This window comes from Microbacterium flavescens, assembly GCF_018588945.1.
In the GTDB taxonomy this organism is placed as follows: Bacteria; Actinomycetota; Actinomycetes; order Actinomycetales; family Microbacteriaceae; genus Microbacterium; species Microbacterium flavescens.
Window position 1 is genome coordinate 191,990 of sequence record NZ_JAFIWA010000003.1, and the last position, 20,188, is coordinate 212,177.

The 20,188-nt window shown below is 71.4% G+C and carries 18 protein-coding genes; 16 read left to right on the forward strand and 2 right to left on the reverse strand.

All coding sequences use genetic code 11. The features are described from left to right. The first annotated feature begins 52 nt into the window (after nt 1-52). From leuS to holA, 4 genes are all read left to right on the forward strand, one after another. Nucleotides 53-2,644: a leucine--tRNA ligase gene (leuS, locus tag JX005_RS07825; protein WP_214466874.1), complete on the forward strand. Its 2,592-nt coding sequence runs from the start codon at nt 53-55 to the stop codon at nt 2,642-2,644. A 110-nt stretch (nt 2,645-2,754) separates the two neighbouring features. Beyond that, nucleotides 2,755-3,372, forward strand: coding sequence for a ComEA family DNA-binding protein (locus tag JX005_RS07830; RefSeq protein WP_214466875.1), 618 nt, complete (start codon nt 2,755-2,757; stop codon nt 3,370-3,372). Nucleotides 3,373-3,375: 3 nt separating this feature from the next. After that, nucleotides 3,376-5,715 carry a ComEC/Rec2 family competence protein gene (locus JX005_RS07835; RefSeq protein ID WP_307858530.1) on the forward strand — a complete coding sequence of 780 codons (2,340 nt, stop codon included), beginning with the start codon at nt 3,376-3,378 and terminating at the stop codon, nt 5,713-5,715. A gap of 27 nt (nt 5,716-5,742) precedes the next feature. Further along, nucleotides 5,743-6,780, forward strand: a complete 1,038-nt coding sequence (holA, locus tag JX005_RS07840) for a DNA polymerase III subunit delta (protein WP_214466876.1) — start codon at nt 5,743-5,745, stop codon at nt 6,778-6,780. Nucleotides 6,781-6,853: 73 nt separating this feature from the next. On the opposite strand, the gene rpsT is transcribed toward holA, so the two are convergent. Beyond that, a complete protein-coding gene (rpsT, locus tag JX005_RS07845; RefSeq protein ID WP_214466877.1) occupies nt 6,854-7,114 on the reverse strand; it encodes a 30S ribosomal protein S20 in 261 nt (86 codons plus the stop codon). 114 nt (nt 7,115-7,228) lie between these two features. Further along, on the reverse strand, nt 7,229-7,948 hold the full coding sequence (locus tag JX005_RS07850; RefSeq protein WP_214466878.1) for an alpha/beta fold hydrolase: 720 nt from the start codon (nt 7,946-7,948) through the stop codon (nt 7,229-7,231). Between the two features lie 49 nt (nt 7,949-7,997). Between JX005_RS07850 and JX005_RS07855 the strand changes: the two genes are divergently transcribed. From JX005_RS07855 to era, 12 genes are all read left to right on the forward strand, one after another. Continuing rightward, nucleotides 7,998-9,140, forward strand: a complete 1,143-nt coding sequence (locus tag JX005_RS07855; protein ID WP_214466879.1) for a pyridoxal phosphate-dependent aminotransferase — start codon at nt 7,998-8,000, stop codon at nt 9,138-9,140. 52 nt (nt 9,141-9,192) lie between these two features. Further along, nucleotides 9,193-11,046 carry a translation elongation factor 4 gene (gene lepA / locus JX005_RS07860; RefSeq protein WP_214466880.1) on the forward strand — a complete coding sequence of 618 codons (1,854 nt, stop codon included), beginning with the start codon at nt 9,193-9,195 and terminating at the stop codon, nt 11,044-11,046. 10 nt (nt 11,047-11,056) lie between these two features. Next, nucleotides 11,057-11,707, forward strand: a complete 651-nt coding sequence (locus tag JX005_RS07865) for a DUF1990 domain-containing protein (protein ID WP_214466881.1) — start codon at nt 11,057-11,059, stop codon at nt 11,705-11,707. A gap of 7 nt (nt 11,708-11,714) precedes the next feature. Beyond that, on the forward strand, nt 11,715-12,932 hold the full coding sequence (gene hemW / locus JX005_RS07870) for a radical SAM family heme chaperone HemW (RefSeq protein WP_214466882.1): 1,218 nt from the start codon (nt 11,715-11,717) through the stop codon (nt 12,930-12,932). A gap of 94 nt (nt 12,933-13,026) precedes the next feature. Beyond that, nucleotides 13,027-14,067, forward strand: a complete 1,041-nt coding sequence (gene hrcA, locus JX005_RS07875; protein ID WP_214466883.1) for a heat-inducible transcriptional repressor HrcA — start codon at nt 13,027-13,029, stop codon at nt 14,065-14,067. 56 nt (nt 14,068-14,123) lie between these two features. Next, a complete protein-coding gene (dnaJ, locus tag JX005_RS07880) occupies nt 14,124-15,239 on the forward strand; it encodes a molecular chaperone DnaJ (protein WP_214466884.1) in 1,116 nt (371 codons plus the stop codon). 3 nt (nt 15,240-15,242) lie between these two features. Continuing rightward, nucleotides 15,243-15,977 carry a 16S rRNA (uracil(1498)-N(3))-methyltransferase gene (locus JX005_RS07885; RefSeq protein ID WP_214466885.1) on the forward strand — a complete coding sequence of 245 codons (735 nt, stop codon included), beginning with the start codon at nt 15,243-15,245 and terminating at the stop codon, nt 15,975-15,977. A 58-nt stretch (nt 15,978-16,035) separates the two neighbouring features. Next, nucleotides 16,036-16,383 (forward strand): HIT domain-containing protein, encoded by a 348-nt coding sequence (locus JX005_RS07890; RefSeq protein ID WP_214466886.1) that lies wholly within the window; start codon nt 16,036-16,038, stop codon nt 16,381-16,383. A gap of 52 nt (nt 16,384-16,435) precedes the next feature. Next, entirely contained in the window at nt 16,436-17,464 is a 1,029-nt protein-coding gene (locus JX005_RS07895) for a PhoH family protein (protein WP_246533746.1), read from the forward strand. Then, nucleotides 17,461-17,931 carry an rRNA maturation RNase YbeY gene (gene ybeY, locus JX005_RS07900; protein ID WP_214466888.1) on the forward strand — a complete coding sequence of 157 codons (471 nt, stop codon included), beginning with the start codon at nt 17,461-17,463 and terminating at the stop codon, nt 17,929-17,931. The genes JX005_RS07895 and ybeY overlap by 4 nt, the downstream gene beginning before the upstream one ends. Continuing rightward, the gene (locus JX005_RS07905; protein WP_214466889.1) at nt 17,928-19,292 is read left to right on the forward strand and encodes a hemolysin family protein; all 1,365 of its coding nucleotides are present in this window, start codon (nt 17,928-17,930) and stop codon (nt 19,290-19,292) included. The genes ybeY and JX005_RS07905 overlap by 4 nt, the downstream gene beginning before the upstream one ends. Next, complete coding sequence (gene era / locus JX005_RS07910) at nt 19,289-20,185, forward strand: GTPase Era (RefSeq protein WP_214466891.1); 897 nt, start codon at nt 19,289-19,291, stop codon at nt 20,183-20,185. Before JX005_RS07905 ends, era begins: the two co-directional genes overlap by 4 nt. Nucleotides 20,186-20,188: the final 3 nt, after the last annotated feature.

The window sequence follows — 20,188 nt, forward strand, 5'->3', positions numbered from 1 at the left end:
ACCTGGACTTTCGCGCTGCGCGCGTCTCCGGCATCCTTCGATTGGTTCCCTCGTGTCACAGACCCTCCCGCCCGACACCACCGCGCCCGCAGAGGGCGGCGGCTACGACGCGTACGCGATCCAGCGCAAATGGCAGGCGCGCTGGGCCGAGGCCGACCCGTTCCGCGCCGGCGGCGATGACGACTCCCGCCCGCGCAAGTACGTGCTCGGGATGTTCCCGTACCCGTCGGGCGACCTGCACATGGGCCACGCCGAGAACTACGCGTACGTCGACGTCGTGGCGCGCTTCTGGCGCCACCGCGGCTACAACGTCCTGAACCCCATCGGATGGGACTCGTTCGGCCTGCCCGCCGAGAACGCGGCGATCAAGCGCGGCGCCGACCCGCGCGAGTGGACGTACGCGAACATCGAGCAGCACAAGAAGAGCTTCCACGCGTACGGCTCGTCGTACGACTGGTCGCGCATCCTCCACACGAGCGACCCGGAGTACTACCGCTGGAACCAGTGGCTGTTCCAGCGTCTGTACGAGCGCGGCCTGGCGTACCGCAAGGAGAGCCCGGTCAACTGGTGCCCGGTCGACCAGACGGTTCTGGCCAACGAGCAGGTCGTCGACGGCCACTGCGAGCGCTGCGGCGCCGAGGTCGTCAAGAAGAAGCTCACGCAGTGGTACTTCAAGATCACCGACTACGCCGACCGCCTGCTCGACGACCTCAACCAGCTCGAGGGGTTCTGGCCGCAGAAGGTCATCCGCATGCAGCGGAACTGGATCGGCCGCTCGGTCGGCGCCGACATCGAGTTCGAGATCGAGGGCCGCGCCGAGCGCGTGACCGTGTTCTCGACGCGTCCCGACACGCTCCACGGCGCCACGTTCTTCGTGGTGGCCCCCGACAGCGACCTCGCGGCGGAACTCGCGGCCGGCTCGTCGGCCGACGTCCGCACGCGCTTCCAGGACTACCTCGAGAGCGTCCAGCGCGAGACCGACATCGAGCGTCAGAGCACCGACCGCCCGAAGACCGGCGTCTTCCTCGACCGCTACGCGATCAATCCGATCAACGGCGAGCGTCTGCCGATCTGGGCGGCCGACTACGTGCTGGCCGACTACGGGCACGGCGCCGTCATGGCCGTTCCCGCCCACGATCAGCGCGACCTCGACTTCGCGCGCGCGTTCGACCTGCCCGTGAGGGTGGTCGTCGACACCACCGCCCCGATCACCGGGGCGATCCCGGTGATCGAGCTCGACGACGACGGCGTGCCGATCGATCCGGGCGCGGACGAGGCATCCCTCGACGACATCGACCCCGCCACGACGGGCGTCGCGCTCACCGGCGAAGGCCGGATGATCAACTCCGGTCCGCTCGACGGGCTGTCCAAGCGCAACGCCATCGCGCGCATCATCGAGCAGCTCGAGGCGGCCGGCGTGGGCCGGGCGGCGAAGTCGTACCGCCTGCGCGACTGGCTCATCTCGCGCCAGCGCTTCTGGGGCACCCCGATCCCGATGATCCACACCGCCGACGGGCGCATCGTGCCGGTGCCCGAGGACCAGCTGCCGCTGCGTCTGCCCGACGCGCACGGCCTCGACCTCGCCCCGAAGGGGACGTCGCCGCTCGGCGGAGCCTCCGAGTGGATGGCGACGGTCGACCCTGAGACCGGCGAGCCCGCCCTGCGCGACGCCGACACGATGGACACGTTCGTGGACAGCTCGTGGTACTTCCTGCGCTTCCTCGCCTCGAACGACCCGACCCAGGCGTTCCCGACGCGCGAAGCCGACAGGTGGGCGCCCGTCGACTCGTACATCGGCGGGGTCGAGCACGCGATCCTGCACCTGCTCTACGCCCGCTTCATCACCAAGGTCCTCTACGACATGGGCCTGATCGACTTCACCGAGCCCTTCACGAGCCTCATCAACCAGGGCATGGTGCTGCTCGGCGGCTCGAAGATGTCCAAGAGCAAGGGCAATCTCGTCGAGTTCGAGTCGAGCATGGTCGACCCGGGCGCTGATGCGGTGCGCACGGCGATCGCGTTCGCCGGCCCGGTCGAGGACGACATCAACTGGGAGGACGTCTCGACGACGGGCGCCCAGAAGTTCCTCGCCCGCGCGTGGCGCGTCGCCCAGGACGTCACGAGCGACCCCGATGTCATCTGGGCCGAGGGCGACCCGGCGCTCCGCCGCGTCACGCACCGCCTGCTCGCCGACGCGCCGGGCCTGATCGAGCAGAACAAGTTCAATGTCGTGGTCGCACGCCTGATGGAGCTGGTCAACGCGAGCCGCAAGGCGATCGACACCGGCGCCGGACCGGCCGATCCCGCCGTCCGCGAGGCCGCGGAGGTCACCGCGATGGTCCTCGATCTCTTCGCGCCGCACACGGCGGAGGAGATGTGGGAGATCCTCGGATACGACGGGTTCGTGGGACTCGCCACCTGGCGGTCGGCCGACCCGACGCTTCTCGTCGAGGAGTCCGTGACCTCCGTCGTGCAGATCGACGGCAAGGTGCGCGCGACGCTCCAGGTGCCCGCACGGATCGACGCGGCCGAGCTCGAACGTCTGGCCCGAGCGGACGAGCGGGTCGTGCGCTCGCTGGCAGGGCGCGAGATCACGCGCGCCGTCGTGCGTCCGCCGAAGGTCGTCAGCTTCAGCACCCACTGACGCAGCCGTCACGGCCCCGCGGTTCCTCCACGGTTCCGCGGGGCCGTCGGCGTTGCACAGCGGGGCGAGCAGACGGCGGACGGCGCTCGGCCCGCTTCTAGCGTGGGCGGGTGACCGTCGCCGCCGAGACCCCGCCGGTGTCGCCGCGCCGGCCGGTGGGGCTCGGCGCGGCCGTCGTGCTCGTCATCGCCGCCCTCGCGATCACCGTGGCCATCGGCATCCTCCGCGGCGCCTCGGCGCCCGTCGAGCAGGTCGTCATCGATGGGGGGCGAGCGGATGCCGCCACCCCGGCCGCGCTGTACGTGCACGTGTCCGGGGCCGTAGCGGCGCCCGGCATCTACGTGCTCGCCTCGGGAGCGCGCGTCGTGGACGCAGTGGCCGCGGCGGGCGGATTCGGTCCCACCGCGGACGACGGTGCGGTGAACCTCGCCCGCCCGGTCACCGACGGCGAGCAGCTCCACGTTCCGGCGCAGGGTGAGGCGGCGGAGGCCGGCGGGGGCGCGGCGTCGAGCGGGGCCGGTCCGACCGGCGGCGACGGCCGCGTCAATCTCAACACCGCCGACGTCGCGGCGCTCGACACCCTTCCGCGCATCGGTCCGGCCCTGGCGCAGCGTATCATCGACTGGCGCGAGGAGAACGGCCCCTTCACCTCCGTCGAGGACCTGCTGGCTGTGCCGGGGATCGGCGACAAGATGCTCGAAGCCCTGCGCGAGCTCGTGGCGGTCTGACCCGTGCCGCTGCGGTTGACGCTCCGCCTCGTCCCCGTCGCCGCGGCAGCGTGGGTCGTGGCCTACACGTGCGTGGCACAGCCGCATGCGGCCGCGGGGCTCGCAGCGGCCTGCTGGGCGGGCGCGGTCGGTGCGCTCGCGTCGATCGCGGTGCGGCGTCCGGCCGACGGCCGGCTCCGGCGTGCGACGGCGGTCGCGGCCTGCGCGCTCGCCCTCGCCGCGGCGGCGGCATCGCACGTCGCACTGGCGCAGCCCGCGCGCGACGCGGCCGCGCGGCTCGCCATCGACGGCGGACGCGCGATCGTCGTCGAGGCGACGGTCATCGGCAAGGTGGAGCGCGGGGCCGACGGCAGCCTCGCGTTCGACGCCATCGCCACTCGGATCTCCGCGGGCGAGACGGCCCACGAGGTGCGCGTAGACGTCGTGGTGCGCGTCGATCCGGCCGACGTGCACCCGCGCAGGCTGCTCGACGTGGGTGCCGAGGTCGAGGTGCGCGGCACCGCCCGGTCCGCACGGCCCGCGGAGCGCGCGGTGCTCGAGGTGACCGCGTCGCGCGGGCTCGATGTGGTGCGCGGCCCGCAGGCGTCCGCGGCCGTGGCGGCGGCCCTGCGTCAGGGGCTGGTGGGCGCGGTCGCCGGGCTGCCCGGCGACGGCGCCGGCCTTGTGCCGGGTCTCGCCGTCGGCGACACCTCCGCCGTGTCCGCCGAGCTCGACACCGCCATGAAGGAGTCGTCGCTGTCGCACCTCACGGCCGTATCCGGGGCGAACTGCGCGCTGGTGGTCGGACTCGCCTTCCTGGGCGCGGCCGCCGCCGGCTGGCCCCGTGCTCTGCGCGTGTGCGCGGGCGTCGCGGCGCTCGGCGGCTTCGTGCTGCTCGTGACCCCCGAGCCGAGCGTCGTGCGTGCGGGCGTCATGGCGGCGATCGCAATGCTCGCCGTGCTGCTCGGGCGCCCCGGAGCGGGCCTGTCCATCCTGTCGCTCGCGGTGGCGGCGCTGCTGGTCGCCGATCCGTGGCTCGCGGGTTCGCTGGGATTCGCGCTGTCTGCCGCGGCGACCGCATCGCTGCTCCTGTTCGCGCGGCCGCTGGCCCGCGGTCTGGAACGAGCTCTCCCGCGCGAGCTCGCCCTCGCGCTGGCGGTGCCGCTCGCGGCGCAGCTCGCGTGCGGCCCGCTGCTCGTGCTGATCACACCGCAGGTGCCGCTCTACGGCGTCCTGGCGAACCTGCTCGCAGCCCCCGCGGCGCCCGTGGCCACCGTCGTCGGTCTCGCGGCGTGCCTGTCCGCTCCGCTGCCGTGGCTCCAGGACGGGCTCGCCGCGGTGGCGTGGGTGCCTGCGGCGTGGATCGCCGGCACCGCGAGCACTGTCAGCGGGCTGCCGGGCGACCTGCTGCCGTGGATCGAGGGCTGGCCGGGGACGGCCGCCCTGGGCGTCGTCGGACTGGCGGCCGGGATCGTGATCGCCGTGCGAAGGTCGTCGCGCCCGGCGCGTGCCGCTGTCGTCCTGTCGGCCGTGGTGCTGTCGACCGTGGCCGGTGTCGTCGCCGGGTCGAGCCTGCTGACGTCGGTCGCCGGACGATGGACGCTGCCGCAGGACTGGGCGGTCCTGGCGTGCGACGTCGGTCAGGGCGATGCGATCCTGCTGCGGTCGGGCGAGGCGATCGCGCTGGTCGACACCGGACCGGCGCCCGAACCCCTCGCCGCGTGCCTCGACCGCGCGGGGGTGGGACGCATCGACCTGCTCGTGCTCTCGCACTTCGACCTCGATCACGCCGGCGGCATCGACGCGGTGCTCGGGCGCGTGGGCACGGTACTCCACGGCCCGGCGGGCTCGAGCGACGACCGGCGCACCCTCGACATCCTCGCGCGCGGCGGAGCCCGGCTGGCCGATGCCCGCGCGGGGCTCAGCGGCGCCCTGGCCGACGCGAGCTGGCGCGTCGTGTGGCCGCCGCCGGCAGGACGCGCGTTCCCGGCGGGCAATGACGCCAGCGTGGTGATCGACATCCGCGGGGGAGGGATCCCGCCGACGCTCCTGCTCGGAGACCTCTCCGCGTCGCCGCAGCGCGCGCTCGAGGCATCCGCTCTGCTCTCTCCTCCCTACGCCATCGTCAAAGTCGCCCATCACGGCAGCGCGGATCAGGATGCCGCGCTCTACGCCTCCGCCGAACCGGGCGTCGCGCTGGTCACCGTCGGCGCCGAGAACGACTACGGGCATCCGCGCGCCGAGATCCTCGAGGTGCTGACAGACCTGGGCGCGACGGTGGCGCGCACCGACGTCGACGGACTCGTCGCGCTGTGGGGGAGCAGCGGAGGCGCGGTCTCGGTATGGCGGGAGCGCGGCGGGTGAGTCGGGAGCGCTCGGTAGGCTGGACGCATGGCATCGACCGCGCGACGCGCCCCCTCGAAGGCAGCGCGCAGTGCGATCCCGCAGCTGTCGTGGCGGTCACCGCAGCCCGCGCCCATCGTGCTCGTATCCGGTGCCGAAGACGTGTGCGCCGAGCGGGCGATCGCCGGCGTCCGCGACTACCTCCGGGCCGAAGACCCGAGCCTCGAGGTCTCCGACCTCCGGGCCGACGACTACGCCGCCGGCTCGCTGCTCGCCGTCACGTCGCCGTCGCTGTTCGGCGAGCCGCGCCTGGTACGCGTGACCGGCGTCGAGAAGTGCTCCGACGCGTTCTTGGCGGAGGCCATCTCGTACCTCGCCGCGCCGCAGGACGGCGCCACGGTCGTGCTGCGGCACACCGGGGCGAGCGTCCGCGGCAAGAAGCTGCTCGACGCCATTCGCGCCGGCCAGGGCGGAGGAGTGGAAGTCGCGTGCCCCGCGATCAAGCGCGACTCCGATCGGTACGACTTCGCCGCAGGCGAGTTCCAGGCAGCGAAGAAGCGCATCGCGGCGCCCGCGCTGCGCGCGCTGGTGTCGGCGTTCGCCGACGATGTCACCGAGCTCGCCGCCGCGTGCCAGCAGCTCATCGCCGACGTGCCGGGCGACATCAGCGAGCAGGTCGTCGAGCGGTACTACGGCGGCCGCGTCGAGACCTCCGCGTTCACGGTCGCCGACACGGCGATCGCGGGCCGCTACGGCGACGCGCTGATCGCGCTCCGGCACGCCCTCGCCTCGGGCGCCGATCCCGTGCCGCTCGTCGCGGCGATCGCGATGAAGCTGCGCACCATGGCCCGCGTCGCCGGCAGCCGCGAGCCGGCTGCGGCTCTCGCGGGCCGGCTCGGACTCAAGGACTGGCAGGTCGACCGGGCCCGCCGCGACCTGTCGGGCTGGAATGAGGCATCCCTCGGGGGCGCCATCCAGGCCGCGGCGCGCGCGGATGCCGAGGTGAAGGGCGGCTCCCGCGACGCGGTCTTCGCCCTGGAGCGGCTCATCACGGTCATCGCGACACGCGCGCCTTACGGCGTGTGACAACGGGTCCCGCCCCGTCAACGCCGAAGGCCCGCCCCCGGAGGGACGGGCCTTCGAACGGAATCCGGATGGATCAGAGCGCGGCGACCTGCTTCGCGATGGCCGACTTGCGGTTCGCGGCCTGGTTCTGGTGGATGACGCCCTTGCTCACGGCCTTGTCGAGCTTCTTGGTCGCCTTCTGCAGAGCCTTCTCGGCGGCGGCCTTGTCGCCGGCGGCGACGGCCTCACGGGTGCGACGCACCTCGGTCTTCAGCTCGCTCTTGACGGCCTTGTTGCGCTCGCGCGCCTTCTCGTTGGTCTTGTTGCGCTTGATCTGCGACTTGATGTTCGCCACGGTGAAAGTTTCTTTCGTGTCTGATGGATGGGATTTGCCGCGTTACGGGTAGAGGGGCCGCTCGCGGCGTCGTACGGAGGTGGGACCCCGCACGCAAGCCAATCACCGAGTTTATCAGGTCTGCTCGAGGGTCGTGATCGCGAGGTTGAGCACGGCGTTGAAGACGCGCGGGCGCATGACGGTGACGTGATGGGTCGTGCGCGGCACGACGATGAGCTCGGCGTGGGGCGCGATCCGCGTGAACAGCCGCTCGTTCACCCGCAGCTGGTCGTACTGCCCGTTGACGAACCACAGCGGCACCTCGATGCGATGCAGCGCCGCGAGGAGATCGAGCACCGAGAGGCTGCGCAGCGCGATGTCCTGCGCGTCGAGCGCATAGCCGCCCGCCCCGAAGTCGGCACGCGTCTCGTCGGGCAGGATGCGATCGAGCAGCTGATCGGTCAGCCACATGCCGCGGTCGGGCAGCGAGTCGAACCCGCGCGCGAGCATCCGGTATGTCGCGAGCCCGACCCCGCGGGGGATCGACGTGCACGACGCGGCGATGAACCCGGCGACCGGCGGCCGATCCTCACGGCCGACGTACTCGATCGAGATGAGGCCGCCCATCGAGTGCCCCGCGACCAGCACAGGGCCGCGGGTCGCGGCATCCCTCACCGCATCATCGATCGTCGCGAAGGCCCCGTCGAGCGTGAACTCCTCGGCCATGCGCGACCCGTGCCCGGGCAGATCGAGCGGGACGACGGGATTCCCGCGCTCGGTAAGGTAGTCGACCTGCGACCGCCACATCGTCGCGGACGTGCGGATGCCGTGCACGAGCACGACCTGGACGACCATCGCCCCAGGGTAGCCACCGTCGCCTGCGAGCGGTCGTAGCATGGCCAGCATGCCCGAGATCGCCGCCCACATCGCCGCGATGCCGGGGTCGGGAGTGCGGCACATCCTGGAGCGGGCGCTGCGTCGTCCCGACACGATCATCCTCGCCGTCGGAGAGCCGGGCGAGATCGTCGGGCGGCAGGTGCGCGACGTCGCGGCCGGCGCCTGGCGCGAGGGCGACCTTCGCTACACGCCGAACGGCGGCCTCCCGCTGCTTCGCGAGGCGATCGTCGACAAGCTCGCTCGCGAGAACGGGCTGCGGGTCGACGTGGAGCAGGTGTGGGTGACCGTCGGCGCCACGCAGGCGCTGCACATGGCGATGGCGCTCGCACTCTCCCGCGGCGACGAGGTGCTCGTCCCCGACCCGGGATACACGACGTTCACCATGAACGCGCACCTGTTGCAGGCGACGCCCGTGCCGTACCCGCTGCATCCTGAGCGCGAGTTCCAGCCCGACCTCGACGAGCTCGAGGCGCTGGTGTCACCGCGCACGCGGGCCATCATCGTGAACACGCCGTCCAACCCGCTCGGGTCGACGTTCGACCGGCCGACGCTCGAGGCGCTCCTCGCGCTGGCCCGCCGGCACGACCTGTGGGTGATCAGCGACGAGGTGTACGAGCGCTTCACGTGGGGCCGGCCGCACGTCAGCATCGCGTCGCTCGACGCCGACGGGCGCGTGCTGTCGGTGTTCTCGATGTCGAAGACGTACGCGATGACCGGCGCACGCGTCGGGTGGCTCGTGACGCCGCCGGGCTGGCGGCCCACCATGCTGCGCGTGCAGGAGTCGCTCGTGAGCTGCGTCGACGCCCCCTCCCAGCGGGCCGCGGCCGCCGCCCTCGCCGGTGACGGGTCCGACGTCGACCGGGCGGCCGCGCACTACCGCGACAACCTCGCCGCGGCGACCGCCGCACTCGACGCCCGAGGCATCCGCTACCTCGCGCCGACCGGTGCGTTCTACCTCTGGGTGGACGTGTCGCACGCGTCCGGCGGCGACGTCGTGACCTGGTGCGAGCGGTTCCTCGACGAAGCCGGCGTGGCCGTCGCGCCCGGCTCCGCGTTCGGCGCGTCCGGCGAGGGGTGGATCCGCGTCTGCGTCGCGAGCGACCGCGCATCGCTCCTCGAGGGGCTGCGCCGACTGCCCGCACCGGCCTGATCCAGCGACCGCGCAGGGTGGAGGCATCCCTCACCCGTACAATCGACGGGATATGTCACCGCGCGCCCTGAAGCCTCTCGAGCCGTCTGCGACCCCTCCTGAGCTGATCCGCAACTTCTGCATCATCGCCCACATCGACCACGGCAAGTCGACGCTGGCCGATCGGATGCTGCAGATCACCGGAGTGGTCTCCGACCGCGACATGCGCGCGCAGTACCTCGACCGCATGGACATCGAGCGCGAGCGCGGCATCACGATCAAGTCGCAGGCGGTGCGGATGCCGTGGCAGACACCCGAGGGCACGTTCGCCCTCAACATGATCGACACGCCCGGCCACGTCGACTTCACGTACGAGGTGAGCCGCTCGCTCGCGGCCTGCGAGGGCGCCATCCTGCTCGTCGACGCAGCGCAGGGCATCGAGGCCCAGACGCTCGCGAACCTCTATCTGGCGCTCGAGAACGACCTCCAGATCATCCCGGTGCTCAACAAGATCGACCTGCCGGCGGCCGACCCTGAGAAGTACGCCAAGGAGCTGGCGGGTCTGATCGGCGGCCGCCCGGAGGACGTGCTGCGGGTGAGCGGCAAGACCGGAATGGGCGTCGAGGATCTGCTCGACCACGTCGTCGCGCAGATTCCGGCCCCGAAGGGCGATCCGGATGCTCCCTCCCGAGCCATGATCTTCGACTCCGTCTACGACTCCTACCGCGGCGTGATCACCTACGTCCGCATGGTCGACGGCACGCTCAACCCGCGCGAGCGCATCCAGATGATGTCGACCCGCGCGATCCACGAGCTCCTCGAGATCGGCGTGTCGTCGCCGGAGCCCACTCCCACCCGCGGACTCGGCGTCGGCGAGGTCGGCTACCTGATCACCGGTGTGAAGGACGTCCGCCAGTCGAAGGTGGGCGACACCGTCACGAATGCGGCCAAGCCGTCGAAGGACGCGCTCCCGGGCTACACCGACCCGAAGCCGATGGTCTTCTCCGGCCTCTATCCGATCGACGGCAGCGACTATCCGGTGCTGCGCGAGGCCCTCGACAAGCTCAAGCTGTCGGATGCCTCGCTCAACTACGAGCCCGAGACCTCGGTGGCTCTGGGCTTCGGCTTCCGCTGCGGGTTCCTCGGCCTGCTCCACCTCGAGATCGTGACCGAGCGCCTGGAGCGGGAGTTCGGGCTCGACCTCATCTCCACGGCGCCATCGGTCACCTACGAGGTGCTGACCGACGACAAGAAGAGCTTCACCGTCACCAACCCGAGCGAGTTCCCGTCCGGCACGAAGATCGCCAGCGTGACCGAGCCGATGGTGAAGGCCGCGATCCTCGCCCCGAAGGATTACGTCGGGACGATCATGGAGCTCTGCCAGTCGCGCCGCGGCACCCTGCTCGGCATGGAGTACCTCGGCGAGGACCGCGTCGAGATCCGCTACAGCATGCCGCTGGGCGAGATCGTCTTCGACTTCTTCGACCACCTGAAGTCCAAGACCGCCGGCTACGCGTCCCTCGACTACGAGCCCAGCGGAGACCAGGAGGCCGACCTCGTGAAGGTCGACATCCTCCTGCAGGGCGAGCCCGTCGACGCCTTCAGCGCGATCGTCCACCGCGACAAGGCGTACGCCTACGGAGTGCTGATGACCGAGCGCTTGAAGAAGCTCATCCCTCGCCAGCAGTTCGAAGTGCCGATCCAGGCCGCCATCGGCGCGCGCATCATCGCGCGCGAGTCGATCCGTGCGATGCGCAAGGACGTCCTGGCGAAGTGCTACGGCGGCGACATCAGCCGCAAGCGCAAGCTGCTCGAGAAGCAGAAGGAGGGCAAGAAGCGCATGAAGATGGTCGGTCGCGTCGAGGTCCCCCAGGAGGCGTTCATCGCCGCGCTCTCGGGAGACGTTGAGGGAAAGACCGCGAAGTAGGCTGGTCGTCATGCGTCGAGGGAACTTCCGGGACGACACGGTCGACTACGCCGCCGTCGGGGCGACGCAGGCCGCCGACCTCATGCACTTCCCGCCGGAGCGCAGCATTCCGGCCGAGGAGTCGTGGCGCATCGGCAGCGGGGAAGCGCGTTTCCAGGCCGCGAGCGAGGCGCTGCTGTCGTGGACGGCACAGCGAGGCGCCGGTCTCACCGTGAAGGACGTCCGTCCGGCGTCCGGGCCGATGTACTCCGGCGTGAGCTTCGACGCCGAGGGCAATCCCGTCGCGCCGAGCCGCTCCGAGTCCGACCTGCGCTACGACGCCGACGGCACGCCGTACGTGGGCGCGGGAACGACCATCCGCGTCGAGGGCCGCGTGCGGGGCCTGCGGGCGGACGCCGAGCTGCGGGTGATCTTCGCGATCGAGGAGCCGCGCCGCGTCGGCTTCGCCCTGGGCACGGTCGGCGACTCCGTCGTGAGCGGCGAGGAGTCCTTCATGCTCGAGTGGCACGAGACCGACGAGGTGTGGTTCACCGTGCGCGCCTTCGATGCGCCGTCGTCCTTCTTCTACCGCCTCCTGCCCGGCCTCATCCGGCGCCGCCGGCGGGAGCTGTTCACCCGGTACCTGCGCGCGATCTCGCCGCTGTACACGACGCCCGCATGAGCCGCTGATGGGCGCCGCGCTTCCCCTGGGCGAGCCGGTTCCGTCCGACGGCTCGTTCCCGCCGGCGACGGCGATCGACCCGGCCACGCCGTTCGGGGTGTACCTGCACGTGCCGTTCTGCCGGGTGCGCTGCGGATATTGCGACTTCAACACCTACACCTCCGACGAGCTGCGCGGCGCTCGCCAGGACCAGTACGCCGACACCCTGCTGCGCGAGGTCGAGCTGGCGCGCGGCGTCCTCGAGCGGTCCGGTCCGCTGCGGCCCGCATCGACGGTGTTCTTCGGCGGCGGCACCCCGACCCTTCTGCCGCCCGGCGACCTCGGGCGCATGCTCGAGGGTGTCCGCGACGCCTTCGGCATCGCGGAGGGCGCCGAGGTCACCGTCGAGGCGAACCCCGACACGGTCACCGACGCGGTCGCCGCCGAGCTCGCGGCATCCGGGGTCACGCGCATGTCCGTCGGCATGCAGTCGGCCGTCCCGCACGTGCTGGCGGCGCTCGACCGCACCCACGATCCGGCGAACGTGCGCACCGCGGTGGGGGCGGCGCGGGCGGCCGGGCTCGACGTGAGCATCGACCTGATCTATGGCGCGCCGGGCGAGTCCCTCGATGACTGGCGCGCATCGCTGGAGACCGCGATCAGCCTCGCCCCCGACCACGTGTCGGCGTACGCGCTGATCGTCGAGGACGGTACGAAGCTGGCGCGGCAGATCCGCCGCGGCGAGGTGCCCGCGCCCGACGACGACCTGCAGGCCGACATGTACGAGCTCGCCGACGAGCTGCTCGCGGCGGCCGGCTTCGACTGGTACGAGGTCTCGAACTGGTCGCGCGGCACCGATCAGCGGTCGCGTCACAACCTGGCCTACTGGCAGGGCACGGACTGGTGGGGGTTCGGCCCGGGTGCGCACAGCCACATCGCGGGCGTGCGCTTCTGGAACGTCAAGCACCCCGCGGCGTACGCGCAGCGCCTGTCGGCGGGGGAGTCGCCGGGCGCGGGGCGCGAAGTGCCCGACGCAGAGGCGCGAACCCTCGAGAACGTGCTGCTGCGCACGCGCATCCGCGAGGGACTGCCGGTGTCGGAGATCCTCGGCGAGGGCCGCCGCGCCGTCGCCGCGCTCATCGCCGACGGGCTCGTCGACGGGCCGTCGGCGCTGCACGGCCGGATCGTGCTGACGCTGCGCGGCCGTCTGCTCGCCGACGCCGTCGTGCGAGCACTCACCGAGTAGCCGGTTCGCCGCCGCGCTCCAGGCTCCGGGCCGGGGCATCCGGTAGAATTGGCACTCCAGTCATGCGAGTGCCAGCAGCGACGTGAGGAGCGGGATGGTCAGCGAGCGAGGGCTCCAGGTGCTGCGCGCGATCGTCGAGGACTACGTCGACACGCGCGAGCCGGTCGGAAGCAAGGCGATCGTCGAACGCCACGCCTTCGGCGTGTCCGCGGCGACCATCCGCAACGACATGGCGCTGCTCGAAGACGAGGACCTCATCGCGGCGCCGCACACGTCGTCGGGCCGCGTGCCGACCGACAAGGGCTACCGCGTCTTCGTCGACCACCTCGCCGACGTCCGCCCGCTCAGCACGGCGCAGCGCACCGCGATCTCCTCGTTCCTCGAGGGCCCGGGCGACCTCGACGACGTCCTCGCACGCACCGTCCGCGCGCTGACGCAGCTCACCGGCCAGGTCGCGATCGTGCAGTACCCCTCGTTCTCACGCGCCAACGTGACGCACGTCGAGCTGGTGCAGCTGGGCGGCGGGCGGATGCTGGTGATCGTCGTCACCGACACGGGCCGCGTCTCGCAGCGCATGGCCTTCGTGCGCGACGACTTCGACGACGCCGACCTCGCGCGCATCCGCGCCGAGCTCGGGACGCTCCTGGTCGGCCGTTCGGTGCGCGACGGACTCTCGCGCATCCAGGGGCGCCTCGAAAACGCGTCGAACATGACCGCCCCGCATGAGGCCGCGACGGCCGAGATCGTGCGCGTCGTCGCAGAGGAGCTCGACGAGTTCCGGCAGGACCGCCTCGTGATGGCGGGCAGCGCCACGCTCGCCCGCCGCGAAGCAGATTTCCGCGGGAGCATCTATCCGCTTCTCGAGGCGATCGAGGAGCAGGTGACGATCCTCCGCCTCATGGGCGAGATGGTCGCCGACGATCAGGGCCTCGCCGCCAGCATCGGGCGCGAGAACGAGCCGTTCGGTCTGGCCGAGGCATCCGTCCTCGCCAGCGACTACGACGCGACCGGCTCGCGTGCCCGCGTCGGCATCATGGGCCCGACGCGCATGGACTACCCCACCAACCTCGCGGCGGTCCGGGCCGTCGCCCGTTACCTCACGCGGATGCTCGAGGAAGACGAGAGCAGCCGCTGACGCGGACGCGCACACACGAACGATCACCGCGGACTCCCGCGGGCAGGAAGGCGAATGTGGCTGACCACTACGAGGTCCTCGGCGTCTCGAAGGACGCATCCCTCGACGACATCAAGAAGGCGTACCGGCGCCTGGCGCGGGAGCTGCACCCCGACGTCAATCCCGGGGAAGAGGCATCCGAGCGATTCAAGCTCGTCACGCACGCGTACGACGTGCTGAGCGATCCCGACCAGCGCGCCCGCTACGACATGGGCGGCAGCGACAGCCCGTTCGGCGGCGCCGGCGGATTCGGCGGCTTCAACGACATCTTCGAGACGTTCTTCGGCGCGGCCGGAGGCGGCGGCGGACGCGGTGGACGCCCGCGGTCCCGGCGCGAGCGCGGCCAGGACGCCCTGGTGCGCGTGACGCTCGAACTCGGTGACGTCGTCTTCGGCGTCCACCGTGACATCGAGGTCGACACGGCCGTGCTGTGCGAGACCTGCCAGGGGTCGTGCTGCCAGCCGGGGACGACCCCGGTCACGTGCGACATCTGCCACGGCACCGGCCACGTGCAGCGTCAGGTGCGCAGCCTTCTCGGCAACGTGCTCACCAACCAGCCGTGCAACGTCTGCCAGGGCTACGGCACGACCATCCCGTACCCGTGCGCCACGTGCCAGGGGCAGGGTCGCGTGCGCGCCCGCCGCACCGTGTCGCTCGACATCCCCGCGGGCGTCGAGACCGGCCTCCGGCTCCAGCTTCCCGGCTCGGGCGAGGCCGGGCCGGCAGGCGGCCCGAACGGCGACCTCTACATCGAGGTGAACGTCACCCCGCACGAGGTCTTCAGCCGCGACGGCGACGACATCCTCGCGACGCTCGAGGTGTCGATGCCCGACGCGATCCTCGGCACGACCACGACCATCCAGTCCCTCGACGGCCCGGTCGACCTCGAGATCCGCCCGGGCATCCAGGGCGGTGACGTGCTGACGATCAAGGGCCGCGGCATCACGCCGCTGCGCGGCTCGCAGCGCGGCGACCTCCGCGTCGGCGTGCACGTGGTCACCCCGACGCGCCTCGACGGCAAGGAGCGCGCGCTGATCGAGGACTTCGCGAAGCGCACGAAGGCGCCCGCGCCGCACCTCGCCGAGTTCCACCAGGGCCTGTTCGCCAAGCTGCGCGATCGCTTCCGGGGCTGAGTCGTGGCGCTGCACTTCGTGCTCGATGAGCCGACCGACGCCGGGCCCGGCGATGCGGTCGCGCTCACCGGCGCCGAGGCGCATCACGCGGCGGCGGTCCGGCGCGTGCGCGTGGGCGAGGAGGTCACGGTCGGCGACGGCCGCGGCGCCTGGCTGACGGGCCGGTGCGAGTCGGTGGCGCCCCGCGAGGTCGTGGTGCGGATCGATTCGCGCACGGATGCCGCGCCCCCGCGGCCGCGCGTCGTGCTCGTGCAGGCCCTGGCGAAGGGCGACCGCGACGAGCTCGCCGTACAGGCGGCGACCGAGCTCGGCATCGACGAGATCGTGCCGTGGCAGGCGGCGCGGAGCGTGTCGCGCTGGGATGCCGCGAAGGCCGAGAAGGGGCGTGCGCGCTGGGCGACGATCGTCCGCGAGGCGGCGAAGCAGGCGCACCGCGCGTGGATTCCCGACGTCTCGCCGCTGGCGACCACGCGCGACCTGCTGCGACTGGCCGAGGCATCCCGCACCCTCGTGCTCGAGCCGACGGGCGTCGCACGGCTCACGAACGTCGAGCTCGCCGGCGACGAGCGCGACGTGCTGCTCGTGGTCGGGCCCGAGGGCGGGATCGCGTCCGACGAGCTGGCCGAGCTCGAGGCCGCCGGCGCCACCCTCGTCCGCCTCGGGGACAGTGTGCTGCGCACCTCCACGGCCGGCCCCGCCGCGCTGGCGGTCGTGAGCGCGTCGCTCGGCCGGTGGTGAGCGCCTTCCGCGCCGAGGAAGCCCGCCCTGCGAGCACCCCCGTCGGTAGACTTGCGGGATGAGCGAGCCATCGATCTTCACGCGCATCCACACGGGGGAGATCCCGTCCGAGATCATCGCCGAGACCGAGAACGTGTTCGCCATCCGAGACATCGCGCCGAAGGCGCCGGTGCACCTGCTGGTGATCCCGAAGTCGCCGGAGTACCGCAACGTCGTCGAGCTCGCCGCGGGCGCTCCTGAGTTGATGGCCGAGATGGTCGGCCTGGCCAACACCCTGGCGGCCGAGCACGCCGACGGTGATTTCCGCCTGGTGTTCAACACCGGCCCGAACGCGGGCCAGACCGTCTTCCACGTGCACGCCCACGTGCTCGCCGGAGGACTCGAGGAAGAGAGCCTTGGTGCCTGACGAACATTCCGATGACCCGGTGGTCGACCGGGTCTACGCCGACGGCGTCGCCATGGTGCAGCTGCTCGGCCCCCAGGACCGCCTGCTCCGCGTCGTCGAGAAGGAGCACCCCGGGGTCGACGTGCACGTGCGCGGCAACGAGATCACCCTGACCGGCGGAGCGGATGCCGTGGCCGCCGCCCGCTCGCTCGTCGACGAGCTGCTCGCCATGACGCAGGCCGGGCAGGGCCTCGACCCCGCCGACGTGTCGTCATCGAGCCGCATCCTGCGCACCGAGGGCGGACCCCGTCCGTCCGAGGTGCTCGGCGAGGCGATCCTGTCGTCTCGCGGGAAGGTCATCCGCCCGAAGACGCTCGGCCAGAAGGCCTACGTCGACGCGATCGAGGAGAACACGATCGTGTTCGGCATCGGTCCGGCCGGAACCGGCAAGACGTATCTCGCGATGGCGAAGGCGGTGCAGGCACTCCAGCGCAAGGAGGTCAGCCGCATCATCCTGACCCGCCCGGCCGTGGAGGCAGGTGAGCGCCTCGGGTTCCTCCCCGGCACCCTCACCGACAAGATCGACCCGTACCTCCGCCCGCTGTACGACGCGCTGAACGAGATGATGGACCCCGAGCTCGTCCCCAAGCTCATGGCCACCGGGACCATCGAGGTCGCCCCGCTGGCGTACATGCGCGGCCGCACGCTCAACGACTCGTTCGTCGTGCTCGACGAGGCGCAGAACACGACGCCCGAGCAGATGAAGATGTTCCTCACGCGCCTGGGGTTCGGCACGCGCATGGTCGTGACGGGCGACATCACGCAGATCGACCTTCCGCAGGGAGCGTCCGGACTCCGGCTCGTCACCCGCGTCCTCGACGAGATCGACGACATCCACTTCTCCTACCTCACGAGCGAGGACGTCGTCCGGCACACCCTGGTGGGACGCATCGTCGACGCGTACAGCGAGTACGACGAGCGCCGTCTCGCGGCGCGTCGGGAGCGGGACGAGGCATCCGAGCTCGCCAACCGTGCCGAGCGCCGCGCGGGCATGCGTCCGCAGAACCCGCGCGACCATCTCCCCAAGCGAGGACGCTCATGACGATCGAGATCAGCAACGAGTCGGGCATCGCCGTCGACGAGACCGTGCTGCTCCGCCTGATGGAGAACAACTTCTCGGAGCTGCACGTCAGCGCGGAGGCCGATGTGGCGATCCTCCTGGTCGACGAGGGCGCCATGGAGGCGCTGCACGTGCAGTGGATGGACGAGCCCGGTCCCACCGATGTGCTGAGCTTCCCCATGGACGAGCTGCGTCCGGGCACGGAGGACATGCCCACACCGGCCGGACTGCTCGGCGACATCGTCCTCTGCCCGCAGGTCGCCGAGACCCAGGCGGTCGCCGCGAAGCACTCGACCATGGACGAGCTCGTCATGCTGACCACCCACGGACTGCTGCACCTGCTCGGGTTCGACCACGCCGAGCCGGAGGAGGAGCGCGAGATGTTCGGGCTCCAGCGCGAGCTCATCACGGCCTTCCAGGCCGTGGAGCGTCGCCGAAATCGCGCATGACCGCTGCGCTTCTCCTCGTCGCCGCCGTTCTGCTGCTGGCGTTCGGCGCACTGATGGTCGCCATCGACGCCGCCCTCAGCGTCACCTCGCGCGCCGATCTCGCCGAACTCGGCTCGTCCGGCCGCAACGCCTCGGCGCTGCGCCGGATCGCCGCCGACCCCGAGGCGCATACCAACGCCGTCATCTTCATCCGTGTGCTCTCCGAGACGACGGCCGCAGTGCTCGTCACGGTGGCGTTCACCGACCTGTTCGACAACATCTGGTGGGCGATGCTCGCCGCCGCCGTGCTGATGACGGGCGTGTCGTACGTCGTGGTCGGCGCGAGCCCGCGCAACGTCGGCCGCCAGCATGCGAAGGGCCTGCTGCGCGGTGCCGCGCCGGTGATCCGCGGAGTGCGCATCCTCCTCGGCCCGCTGGCGCACGGCCTCGTCGCCCTCGGCACGCGCATCACGCCCGGAGCCTCGCGGGGGTCGTCGTTCGCATCCGAAGAGCAGCTGCTCAGCATCATCGACGAGGCGGCCGAGAACGAGCTCATCGAGCAGGACGACCGCGAGCTCATCCATTCGGTGTTCGACTTCACCGACACGTTCGTGCGCGCCGTCATGGTGCCCCGTACCGACATGGTGACGGTGGATGCCTCGGCCTCCACCCGCGATGCGATGTCGATCTTCCTCGACAAGGGGATCTCTCGCATCCCGATCGTCGACGACGAGGCCGACGACGTGGTGGGCGTGCTCTACCTCAAGGATCTCGTCCAGTTCGGCTTCCGCGACGAGTCGGGGTGGCGCGATGCGCCGGTCACGCGCATCGCGCGACCCGCCGTGTTCGTGCCGGAGTCGATGAAGGCCGAGACCCTGCTCCAGCAGATGAAGCGCGACGCCGTGCACGTGTGCCTCGTGATCGACGAGTACGGGGGAGTGTCGGGCCTGGTGACCCTCGAGGACCTCATCGAGGAGCTCGTGGGCGAGATCGCCGACGAATACGACCCGCGGTCCGACGAGGTGACCGAGCTCGAGCCCGGCCACTTCCGAGTGAGCGCCCGCCTCGGTCTCGACGAGGTCGGCGACCTGTTCGGCATCGAGCTCGAGGACGAGGACGTCGACTCGATCGGCGGCCTGCTCGGCAAGGCGCTCGGCCGCGTGCCGCAGCCCGGGGCCACGGCGGAGTACGGCGGGCTCGTCATGACCGGCGGGGCGTCACGCGGACGCGGCCGCGGGATCTCGACGGTCTTCGTCGAACGCGGGGAAGGGCTGGATGCGGCGGAGACGCCGTCCGGCCGGGCACCGCGCACGGGCGAGATCCGCACCGTGCCGACCCGCACCGGCGAGGTGCGCGTCCCCAGGAAAGGCGATCGATCATGACCGAGACCAGCCGCTCCGGCTTCATCACCTTCGTCGGACGACCCAACGTGGGCAAGTCGACCCTGACCAACGCCCTCGTCGGCGAGAAGGTCGCCATCACCAGTGAGAAGCCGCAGACCACGCGCCGCGCGATCCGGGGGATCGTCAACCGGCCCGGCGGTCAGCTCGTGATCGTCGACACTCCCGGCATCCACAAGCCGCGCACCCTGCTGGGCGAGCGGCTGAACAGCCTCGTCGAGCAGGTGCTCGGCGACGTCGACGTCATCGGGTTCTGCGTGCCCGCGAACGAGAAGGTCGGACCCGGCGACCGCCGCATCGCGGCGTCTCTCGACGGGTATCCCCGGGCGAAGAAGGTCGCGATCGTGACCAAGACCGACGCGGCGGCGCGCGACCAGATCACCGAGCGCCTCATGGAGGTCGACGCCCTCCGCGAGGACTGGGCAGCGGTCATCCCGCTGTCCGCGCTCACGCGGGAGCAGCTCGACGTGCTCACCGACGAGCTGCTCGGGCTCATGCCCGAGGGGCCGGCGCTGTACGGAGCCGACGTCGTGACAGATGAGTCCATCGAGGACCGCGTCGCCGAGATCATCCGCGAGGCCGCGCTCGAGGGCGTGCGCGACGAACTGCCGCACTCGATCGCCGTGACGATCGAGGACATGGCACCGCGGGAGGACTCCGACCTCACCGACATCTACGCGAACATCGTCGTCGAGCGCGACAGCCAGAAGGCGATCATCATCGGCCGCAAGGGGTCGCGTCTGGCCGACGTGGGCAAGCGCGCACGCGCCGGCATCGAGCCCCTCGTCGGGACGCGCGTCTTCCTCTCACTACGCGTGCGGGTGGCCAAGGAGTGGCAGCGCGACCCGAAGCAGCTGGGCCGGCTGGGATTCTGACGG